The sequence below is a fragment of the Streptomyces sp. NRRL S-495 genome (assembly GCF_000966955.1).
GTDB lineage: Bacteria > Actinomycetota > Actinomycetes > Streptomycetales > Streptomycetaceae > Kitasatospora > Kitasatospora purpeofusca.
Window position 1 is genome coordinate 1 of record NZ_JZWY01000670.1, and the last position, 8,072, is coordinate 8,072.

Annotated in this window: 8 protein-coding genes; 5 read left to right on the forward strand and 3 right to left on the reverse strand. The window is 76.1% G+C overall.

All coding sequences use genetic code 11. The features are described 5' to 3' along the window. The 3 genes from VR45_RS30450 to VR45_RS30460 all read left to right on the forward strand — a co-directional run. The coding region (locus tag VR45_RS30450) for a response regulator transcription factor (protein ID WP_045943091.1) at nt 1-274 on the forward strand (274 nt) is incomplete at its 5' end. 121 nt (nt 275-395) lie between these two features. Beyond that, on the forward strand, nt 396-842 hold the full coding sequence (locus VR45_RS30455) for a pyridoxamine 5'-phosphate oxidase family protein (protein ID WP_078896968.1): 447 nt from the start codon (nt 396-398) through the stop codon (nt 840-842). Between the two features lie 99 nt (nt 843-941). After that, nucleotides 942-1,304 carry a hypothetical protein gene (locus tag VR45_RS30460; protein ID WP_045943092.1) on the forward strand — a complete coding sequence of 121 codons (363 nt, stop codon included), beginning with the start codon at nt 942-944 and terminating at the stop codon, nt 1,302-1,304. A gap of 21 nt (nt 1,305-1,325) precedes the next feature. Here the strand turns inward: VR45_RS30460 and VR45_RS30465 are convergent, their stop codons facing one another. Next, entirely contained in the window at nt 1,326-3,023 is a 1,698-nt protein-coding gene (locus VR45_RS30465) for a GAF domain-containing sensor histidine kinase (RefSeq protein WP_045943097.1), read from the reverse strand. 633 nt (nt 3,024-3,656) lie between these two features. Between VR45_RS30465 and VR45_RS30470 the strand changes: the two genes are divergently transcribed. Beyond that, on the forward strand, nt 3,657-4,553 hold the full coding sequence (locus VR45_RS30470) for a universal stress protein (protein WP_045943093.1): 897 nt from the start codon (nt 3,657-3,659) through the stop codon (nt 4,551-4,553). A 252-nt stretch (nt 4,554-4,805) separates the two neighbouring features. Then, nucleotides 4,806-5,864 (forward strand): hypothetical protein, encoded by a 1,059-nt coding sequence (locus tag VR45_RS30475; RefSeq protein WP_045943094.1) that lies wholly within the window; start codon nt 4,806-4,808, stop codon nt 5,862-5,864. 58 nt (nt 5,865-5,922) lie between these two features. Here the strand turns inward: VR45_RS30475 and VR45_RS30480 are convergent, their stop codons facing one another. Both VR45_RS30480 and VR45_RS30485 read right to left on the reverse strand, forming a co-directional pair. Further along, the gene (locus VR45_RS30480) at nt 5,923-7,158 is read right to left on the reverse strand and encodes a hypothetical protein (RefSeq protein ID WP_045943095.1); all 1,236 of its coding nucleotides are present in this window, start codon (nt 7,156-7,158) and stop codon (nt 5,923-5,925) included. A gap of 334 nt (nt 7,159-7,492) precedes the next feature. Continuing rightward, nucleotides 7,493-8,072 (reverse strand): copper chaperone PCu(A)C (locus VR45_RS30485; RefSeq protein ID WP_159394408.1); only part of this gene is annotated, 580 nt, incomplete at its 5' end.

Genomic DNA, 8,072 nt, shown 5'->3' on the forward strand with positions numbered 1-8,072 from the left:
GGCCACGGGCGGACCGGAGCTGACCGCCCGCGAGCAGGAGGTGCTCGCGCTGATCGGCGAGGGTCTGACGAACCGTCAGATCGGTGAACGGCTCTACCTCGCCGAGAAGACGGTCAAGAACCACGTGTCCCGGCTGCTCGCCAAGCTGGGTGTGGAGCGACGCGTCCAGGCCGCGCTGATCGCGACCGAGCTGCGCCGGTCGGCGGCCGCCGAGCGGGTCCCGGAGCGGTCGGCCCACCATGCGCGCGTCCTCGGCCACGGCTCGCGCGGCTGACATCTCGCGCGCTGACGGCGGCCCCGGGCCGGACGGACCTGCGGGCGGACGCGCGGGAGGGACTCTCGGAGGGACCATCGGCCCTCGCCCCGCCCCCGCCCGACGGGTGACGATCGCTCGCATGAACGCCGATCGTGAAGCCGCGTCCGTGCAGGTCGAGCCGCCCGTCGGGCGGCGGCCGGGGAGTGCCGGGCCGGGGGGTGCCGGGCCGGGGCCCGGCCTGGACGAGGCCCGCGCGCTGGAACTGTTGCGCCGCGCCGGAGTGGGCCGCGTGGTCTACACGGTCGGCGCCCTGCCGGCCGTCCTCCCGGTCCGCTTCCGGCTGGACCCGCTCGGCGGCGTGCTGCTCTCGACGGTGCCCGGCTCCGAACTGGCCCGCGCCGTCGACGGCGCCGTGATCGCCTTCGAGGCCGACGAGGTGGACGGCGCCGACGGTACCGGCTGGTGCGTCACCGTCCTCGGTCGCGCGGAGGTCCGCCGCCCGTCCCCGGCGTCCGGCGCCCGCGCGGAGATCCGCATCGCCCCCGAACTGGTCGTCGGCCGCCACCTGGCCCCCGACGCGGTCTGAGGGCCCGGCCGGGGCGCGCGGCCAGGCGTTCGGAGCAGTCGGCCTCCCGGTCCGCTCGCGCGCGGACGGGCCGCGGTGGACGATCGCCGCATGACAGCCATGCGTACACGAAGTGCCCGTCTCGCGGCCGCGGCCGCCCTCTCCGTCCTGGCCCTGGCCCCGGCGGCCTCGGCGGCCGTCCCCAGTGCCGCCTCCGCGCCCGCGCCCCGGCTGGCCGCCTGCAACGAGGTCGGCACCCGGCAGTCCGGTGACTTCCTGATCCAGACGCGCCTCGAGGCCTCCGGCAGGTTCGTCGGGAGCTACCCCGGCTACACGATCACCAAGGTCGAGGGTGCCACCCTCCTCGGCACCCCGTTGTGCATCACCGTCACCGACGGGGGGCCCGGCACGGACCACGTGTCGGTGACCATGGCCGCCGCGGTCGGCAGGATCACGGTCTTCGCCAAGCGCGCGGCCGCCTGAGTACGGTCCGGGCCGCGCCCGCTACACGCCCAGCGGGGCCTCCCACACCAGACGGGTGCCGCCGTCCTCGGCGGTGTGGAGGTCGAAGGTGCCGCCCGCGCGGTCGGCCCGTTCGGCGAGGTTGCGGAGCCCGCTGCGGCGTCCGGCCGGCGGGATGCCCACGCCGTCGTCCGTCACCGTGAGCGTCACCGTGCCGCCGGCCGCGCGCAGGGCCACCTCCACCCGGCTCGCGCGGGCGTGCCGGGCGGCGTTGCTGAGGGCCTCGCCGAGGACGGCCATGACGTGCTCGGCCAGCTCCTGCGGCACATCGGTGTCGAGCAGCCCCTCCATGCTGAGCCGCGGCGCGAAGCCCAGGGTGGCCTGGGCCTCGCCGACAGCGCGGGTGGCGCGGGCGCGCAGGCCCCGATCGGGTTCGCTGTGGGCGCGCAGGCCGAAGATCGTCGAACGGATGATCTTGATGGTCTCGTCCAGGTCCGCGACCGCCCGGCTCACCCGGTCGGCCGCGCTCCGGCTCTCGATCAGCCGCCCCGCGCTCTGCAGGGTCATACCGGTCGCGAACAGTCGCTGGATCGCCAGGTCGTGGAGGTCCCTGGCGATCCGGTCACGGTCCTCCAGGAGTGTCAACTGCTCGGCGTCCCGCCGCCGTTCCGCCAGTTCCAGGGCCAGCGCGGCCTGGTCGGCGAAGCCCAGCAACGGGCCCGTCTCCTCGGCCGTGAACGGCGGCTGCCCGTTCGCCCGGGCCAGCAGCAGCACACCGCGCCCGAACCCCCCACCGGTGCCCAGCGGCACCGCGACGGCCGGACCCAGCCCGGCGAACCGCCCCGGGGGCCCCGCCGGGAACCGCTCGTCGTGCTCCAGCTCGTCACTGGTCGCCGGTGAGCCCGAGGCGTAGGCGGCGCCGGACAGCGTGCCGTCCACCGGCACCGTCACCCCGAGCCGGGCCTCCGCCCGCCCGCCCAGCGCGACCTCCACCGTCAGTTCGGCCGCCCGCTCGCCCGGATCGGCCAACGCCACCGACACATCGGACAGTTCGGCGCCCGCGATCTCCCGGGCCCGGCGCGCGATCAGCTCCACGACCTCCAGCCGGGGCGCGCCGGAGAGCAGGCTGCGGGTGATCTCGGCGCTCGCCCGCAGCCACCGCTGCTGGCGCTGCGCCTCCTCGTACAGCCGGGCGTTGTCGATGGCGACCCCGGCCGCGACCGCCAGGGTCGAGATGACCGCCTCGTCGTCCGCGTCGAAGTCCAGTCCGCCCCGCTTGTCGGTCAGGTACAGATTGCCGAACACCTCGCCGCGCACCCGGACCGGCACCCCGAGGAAGGTGTGCATCGGCGGATGGTTCGGCGGGAAGCCCACCGAGGCCGGGTGTTCGGAGAGGGTGGGGCAGCGCAGCGGCTGCGGGTCGCGGATCAGCTCGCCGAGGATGCCCCGGCCGGTCGGCTGCGGGCCGATCGCCTCGATCTCCCGGGGGCTCAGGCCGACCGTCAGGAACTGCGAGAGCGAGTGCCCGTCCGCGCCGATCACCCCGAGCGCCGCGTAGCGGGCGTCGACCAGGTCGGCGGCGGCCTCGACGATCCGGTGCAGCGCCTGGGCGAGGTCCAGTTCGCGGCCGACCGCGAGGACCGCCTCCAGCAGGCTGTGCACCCGGTCCCGGGTGCCGCGCGCCGCGTCGATCCGCCACTGGAGCTCCTCCAGCAGCTCGTCCAGGCGCAGCTGCGGGATCCGCGGGCCGCCGCCGGACGATGCGCGGGGCTGCGGTGCCTCCTCTGCTGGGCCGGACTGCCGGGGCTGTCCCGACCGCTGAGGCCGGCCGGAGTACTGCGGCTGCCCCGGGTGGGCGGGGCAGCCGGGCGGCGGGGTGCCGTCCGCCCGTCCGCGCTGGTCTCCGCCGGTGCCCGTCCGCGTGTCCTCCGCGCCGCCCACCGGCGTCCTCCTCGTGTGTTCGTGCTGCTGGTCCGGAATCGCCGGAGACAGTCCGACAGCCTGATGGACGTATGGTCCGATCAGGTGGTTTGTCGGATTCACGTTAGTGCCGCAGGCACGTGCGGGGGACGCCGGGGTCGGTCACGAGCAGGACGGGAGAGGTGCGTGGCCGTTCGCGCGCCGGTCGGCAGCCACCCCCGCGCCCCAGGCCCCGATCCAGGCCCTAGGACCCGGCGGACAGGGCCTTGTGGCCCCTGGCCGCCGAACGGTCCGCCGACCAGGGTGGGGGAGGGGGCCGACGGTGCGTCAGCGCACGCCGAGGGCGCGCGTCCGACAACTGCCCGGCACCCGGAACAGCCACCCGGCAGTGCCACCCGGCAGTGCCCCCGACGGTGCGCCCCGCACCGCGGACCCGCAGCGGAAGGAACACCCATGACGCCCGCAGTCCTGGCCGGAGTCGACGGCTCGCCCGAGAGCACCGTCGCCGCTCACTGGGCCGCCGGGGAGGCGCTGCGGCGGGGCGCCCCGCTGCGGCTGCTGCACGCCTGGCCGTGGCTCACCGACGGGCGTGCCTCGTTCGCCGACCCGGAGGACCTGCCGGTGGCCGCCCAGCGGATGCTGGCCGCCGTGGCGGAGGAGGTCGGCGCCCGGCACCCGGGCCTCACCGTGCAGACCGATGTGGTGCTCGACGCCGCCGTTGACGGCCTGGTCGCGGCCACCGAGGCCACCGAGGACGCGGATCTGCTCGTCCTCGGCTCGCGCGGCCTGGGCGGCTTCAAGGGGCTGCTGGTCGGCTCGGTGAGCATGGCGGTCGCGGGCCGCGCGGCCGTCCCGGTCGTGGTGGTCCGGCAGCCGGGGCCGGAGACCGGCACGGAGAGCGCCAGGGAGAGCGCCACCGGGACCGTGCCCGAGGTGGTGGTCGGCGTCGACGCGGGCGCGCCGAGCGACACCGTGCTCGACTTCGCCTTCCGCGAGGCCGAACTGCGTGGCGCCCGCGTCCGCGCCGTCCACGGCTGGAACCTCCCGGCGTCCTTCGCGGTGGTCGGCTTCCTGCCCTCCGGCACTGAGACGGCCCAGCTCCAGGCCGCCGAGGAGAAGGCCCTGGCCGCCGCCCTGGCCGGCCACCGCGCCCGGTACCCGCAGATCGAGGTCGTCGAACAGGCCCGGCTGGGAGCGGCCCGCACCCTCGTCGAGGACACCGAGGGCGCCGCCCTGCTGGTGGTCGGCCGCCGACGCCGCCCGCACGACCTCGCCCCCCGCCTCGGCCGCACCACCCACGCCGTCCTCCACCACGCCCACCCCCCGGTCGCCGTCGTCCCCCACCCCTGAACGCATCGCCGGTGTCGCGGTAGTAGTCGTCGAGGTGGTGGTCCTCCTCCTCGCCCCGGTGGGTTCATGCTCCTCCGGTCCGATGGCGGGCACGGAGAGTAACGCCGGCCGCCGACAGTGCCGGGGCACCGGCGGTGAAGCGGGCCGTTGGACCCTTTGCGACGGGCGCGGGGGCGGCGCACGCTCGGGGGTATCGGGGCGTGCGGCCGATGAGGCCGGGCCCCGGGGTGTCGAGGCCAGGAGAGGATCACCATGACCCCATCAGCTCTCACTCCGGCCGACCTGCGGATGCTCGCCGCCGCGGGTGGCGCGGCGCCGTCGCTGCACAACAGCCAGCCGTGGCGCTTCCGGCCGACCCCGGACGGCCGGGGTGTCGAGGTGTACGCCGATCAGGGCCGGGCCGTGCCGCTCGCCGATGCCAGTGGTGCTGCCCTGCACGTCGCGGCCGGCGCGGCGCTGTTCAATCTGCGGGTCGCGGGTGCCCGGCTCGGCCGGGCGGCCGTCGTCCGGCTGCTGCCCGATCCGGCGGACCCGCAGCTGCTCGCCGTCCTGGACCTGTCCGGGCCCGCCGGGACGGCCGGTACCGCTGGGACGGGCGGCGCAGGTCCGTTCGGCCGGGACCTCTACCCCGCGATCGCCGAGCGCCGCTCCAGCCGGCGGCCGTTCACCGACCAGGACGTCCCTGAGGCGGTCGCCGCCGAGCTGGTCGCCGCCGCCGGGGAGGAGGGCACGACGCTCGCCGTTCTGGGGGAGGCAGGGGTGCGGCGGGTGCTGGCGGTCACCACGGAGGCTGAGGACCGGATCGCCCACGACCCCGCGCGGCAGGCCGAGACCCACTCCTGGCTCCGGCCGGACGCCGGGGCCGACCCGTCCGCCCCCGCCGCCGTCGACGGGCTGCCGTACGCGGTGCTCGGCCCGCAGGACCACGACGCCCGGGTGCCGACGCGCGAGTACGCGGGGCGGCCGCCGCACCACGAGGGGCCGGCGCAGACGTCCGAACGGTTCGAGGCGCTGCCCCGGCTCTGCACGCTGAGCACCCCGGGGGACGGCCCGGCGGACTGGCTGCGGGCGGGGCAGGCACTGGAGCGGGTCTGGCTGCTGGCCACCGTGCACGGGTTGCGGCTGACGGTGTGGCACCAGCCGGTGGAGTGGCCCGACCTGCGCTGGCGCCTGCGCGACCCGGCCGACGGGCCCCGCCACGTCCAGCTGGTGCTGCGGATGGGCTACGGCCCGGCCGGTGCGGCCACCCCGCGCCGCCCGGTCGAGGACGTGCTGGACCTGTCGGCACGCCCCGGGCCGTCACCGGCGTAGCGGCCCCGGGCCCGGCCTGGGCGTGCCGGGCCGGGGTCGGGGCGTGCCGACCGGACGGTCAGGCCTTCAGGTCGGCGAGGTCCTTGATGTCCTGGTAGCCCAGGCCCAACGAGTTGTACAGCCGCACCTGCTCCTCGTTCATGGCGCCGTCCCGGGTCAGCTCCTTGACCTGGGCGTCGGTGAGCGGCGCGGCCGGTCCGTCCGTGCCACCAGCGCCGCCGCCCGCGGCGGCGAGCTCGCCGAAGAGGCCGTTGATGTCCTCGGTGGCGAGTTCGGTGGCGCCGGCGGGCGCCTGGACGGCCGGGGTGTCGTGGCCGAACGCGATCCGGAGCGGCAGCGGCGTGCCGGGACCGGCCTTCTCCTCCAGCTGGGCCAGGTCGAAGGTCACGACGGACAGCGCGCCGCCGTCGAGGTAGAGGTCCAGCGCCAGCGGGCGGTCCGGCACCTTGGCCGGGGCGGACTTGGGCAGCTTGCCGAGGTTCGGGATGTCCTTGGCGAGCGGCTCGACGGCCTTCAGCAGGTCGTCCGTCAGCTTGCGGGCCGGGGCGGTGACGGTGATCCGGTCCTTGCCGTCCTGCTTGCCCTTGTCCTCGAAGGACAGGTCGCGGGTGAGGATGTCCTTCAGCGAGGCGTTGAGGTTCTCCGCGGCCTTCGGGTCCAGGGTCGGCGCGGGGGTCGCGGCCCCGCCCGCCCCGCCGGTGCCTCCGGTGCCGCCCGTGGCTTCGAGGGCCTTCGCGTCGAAGCTGACCCACTGGCCCTTCAGCGCGTTCCCCAGGGCGGTGGGCAGGCCCTCGGCCAGCCCCTCGACCTCGGCGGCGTTCTCACCGACGAGCTGCGCGAACCCGGCGAGGTCCCCGCGCGCGTAGGTCTTGCCGCCGACCTGGCGGAGCTCCGCCAGCGGTGCGCCGCCCTTGCCGGTGAGCGTGTAGGAGGCCGAGACCGACGGGTCGGCGGCCGTTGCGGCGCCGTTGCCGGCGCCCTTGGTCGGCTGGATGTCCTTGAGCGGCTTGTCCGCGCTGAAGGCGATCGACAGGCTGACGGCGGCCAGCGCGGCCGCGCTGTCCTTGTCGATCTCCTCACCGGTGGCCGCGCCGAAGGCCTGGATCTGCGCGGGGGTGGCGTCGACCGACAGCTTGGCGCTGAAGGACTTGCCGCTGCCGAAGGTCTCGAAGGCCTTCGACACCTTGTCGGCCGCGTTGAGCTGCTGGACGGTCCCGCACGCGGCGAGGCCGCCGGCGAGGAAGGCGCCGCAGGCGGCGGTGGCCAGGGCGGTACGGGCGGACCGGCGTATCACGGTACTGATGGGAGGACTCCTCGGTGCGGGGCAGGGCTGCCGGGCGTGCGACCGCCACCACCCTCCGCGAACGGCGCGACGGCGCGACGGTACGTACGACGGCGCGACGGCGTCACGGGGTGACGGCGTGACACAGGAAAGCACGGACTCCCTGGTCAGAGCATCCGAATTCCCGGCGGCCCCCGGAAGGGCGGTCCACAAACTACCGGGCCCGACCGACAGTCCGTCGGTCGGGCCCGGAGTCCCCGGCCGGGTGGGCCACCGACCCTCGACGCGAGTGGCCCACCCGGTGGGGCCGAGGAGGCTTCGGACGGGGGCCGGGCCTCCTCGGGGTTCAGCTGCGGCGGCCGCCGGGTGGGCGGACCTCCGCCTTGACCCGCAGGGCGGGGCTGTTGCGGAAGGTCAGGGTGAACTCCACCCACTGGCCGACCTTCAGAGGGGGTGGATTTATGATCATCAGATCGGCATCCTCCGGGGACATGGCCAGCTCCCCCCGCTCGGGGACCTCAAGGGCCGTGACCGGGGCCCAACTGCCCGCCGCACCCTGGTGCAGATGCCGCTTCAGGGTCACCTTGCCGCCGAACTCCCAGCTGGCGCCGGTGAGTTCGTCCGGTATGTCGCCGGGGTTGCGGACCGTGAAGAAGGCCGCGGTGGACGGGACCCCGCCCGCCGACGGCAGGAGCAGCCAGCCCGGCCCGACCTCGACCGGGCGCGCGGTGCCGGCGCCGCCGATCGCCGTCCACCCGGACAGCAGCGCCAGCGCCACCGCGGCGGCCCCGACCGGCGGTCCGACCACCTTCAGCCGTTCGACCAGCCTCGCCCGCCCGACCGCCCTCGCCCGCTCGACCGTCCGGCCCCCGGCCGCGGACCGTCCGCTCACCACGCCGCACCCGCCGAGCGCCGCGCCCGGGCCG

What these genes read in the sequence shown, in the direction of transcription:
- VR45_RS30455 (WP_078896968.1), top strand. Translation starts at nt 396, where the DNA reads ATGAACGCCGATCGTGAAGCCGCGTCCGTGCAGGTCGAGCCGCCCGTC.
- VR45_RS30460 (WP_045943092.1), top strand. Translation starts at nt 942, where the DNA reads ATGCGTACACGAAGTGCCCGTCTCGCGGCCGCGGCCGCCCTCTCCGTC.
- VR45_RS30470 (WP_045943093.1), top strand. Translation starts at nt 3,657, where the DNA reads ATGACGCCCGCAGTCCTGGCCGGAGTCGACGGCTCGCCCGAGAGCACC.
- VR45_RS30475 (WP_045943094.1), top strand. Translation starts at nt 4,806, where the DNA reads ATGACCCCATCAGCTCTCACTCCGGCCGACCTGCGGATGCTCGCCGCC.